The organism is Streptomyces sp. NPDC059454, from assembly GCF_042749965.1.
In the GTDB taxonomy this organism is placed as follows: domain Bacteria; phylum Actinomycetota; class Actinomycetes; order Streptomycetales; family Streptomycetaceae; genus Streptomyces.
Genome location: NZ_JBHYVC010000136.1, coordinates 1 through 1,369, shown reverse-complemented (window position 1 = coordinate 1,369; position 1,369 = coordinate 1). Strand labels below are relative to the sequence as shown.

Annotated in this window: 1 protein-coding gene; it reads right to left on the bottom strand. The window is 70.5% G+C overall.

Annotated elements, in window-relative coordinates:
- Positions 1 to 1,369: beta-ketoacyl synthase N-terminal-like domain-containing protein (locus ACFXAE_RS36135; RefSeq protein WP_384723960.1), on the bottom strand; the 1,369-nt coding region annotated here is incomplete at both ends.

The window sequence follows — 1,369 nt, the reverse complement described above, 5'->3', positions numbered from 1 at the left end:
GCAACGCCACCAGCGACGACGAACACGCCGTGTCCACCGTCACCGCCGGACCCTCGAACCCGAACGTGTACGACACACGGCCGGAAGCGATGCTGGGGGCGCTGCCGTTGCTGCGGAAGCCTTCGTACTGCTCGTCGGTGAGCATGTTGCCGTAGTCGTTGTACATGACGCCGGCGAAGACGCCGGTCCGGCTGCCCCGCAGCGACACCGGGTCCATCCCGGCCCGCTCGATCGCCTCCCACGTCGTCTCCAGCAGCAGACGCTGCTGCGCGTCCGTCGCCACCGCCTCCCGCGGGCTCATGCCGAAGAAATCCGCGTCGAAGGCACCCGCGTCGTGCAGGAAGCCGCCGGCCTTGGTGTAGCTGGTGCCCGAGGCCTCCCGGTCGGGGTTGTAGAGGGCGTCGGCATCCCATCCGCGGTTGACGGGGAACTCGGACACGGCGTCGACGCCGTCGGACACCAGCCGCCACAGATCCTCAGGGGAGGACACACCCCCCGGATAACGGCACGCCATCCCCACGATCACGACCGGGTCGTCCGCCACCGACGGCAACGACCCCACCGGCACCACCGCGGCCGGCTCCACCACACCGAACAACTCGTCCAACAGATAACCCACCAGGGCGTTCGCCGACGGATAGTCGAACACCACCGTCGCCGGCAACCGCAGCCCCGTCGCCTTGCCCAGCCGGTTCCGCAGCTCCACCGCCGTCAGCGAGTCGAAACCCAGATCCTGGAACGCACGCCCCGGATCCACCGTCTGCACACCCGCATGACCCAGCACCACCGCGATCTGACCACGCACCAGGTCCAGCAGCACCTCACGCCGCTCGTCCCGGCCCAGACCCTCCAACCGCTGCACCAGACCCGCCGTCGCCACCGAACCACCGGCAACCGACCGCCGCGCCCGCACCCGGATCAGACCACGGAGCATGGGGTGAATGTCGCCCTGTTCCCGCAGGGCGGGGAGGTCGAGACGCACGGGCAGGACGAGGGGTTCACCAGTGTCGAGTGCCGCGTCGAAGAGGGCCGCGCCCTGCTCGGGGGTGAGTTCCGGCATGCCGGCGCGGGCGATGCGGTGTACGTCGGTGTCGGAGAGGGTGCCGATCATGCCGGCGTCCTGGGTCCACGGGCCCCACGCGAGGGACGCGGCAGGCAGGCCGAGCGAGCGGCGGTGCCGGGCCAGGGCGTCGAGGAACGTGTTGCCCGCAGCGTAGTTGGCCTGGCCGGGGCCGCCGAGGATGCCCGACATGGAGGAGAAGAGCACGAAGGCGGTGAGGTCGAGGTCCTTGGTCGCCTCGTGCAGATGCCAGGCCGCGTCCACCTTCGGACGCAGCACCCCTGCCAGCCGCTCCCCCGTCAGCGACTC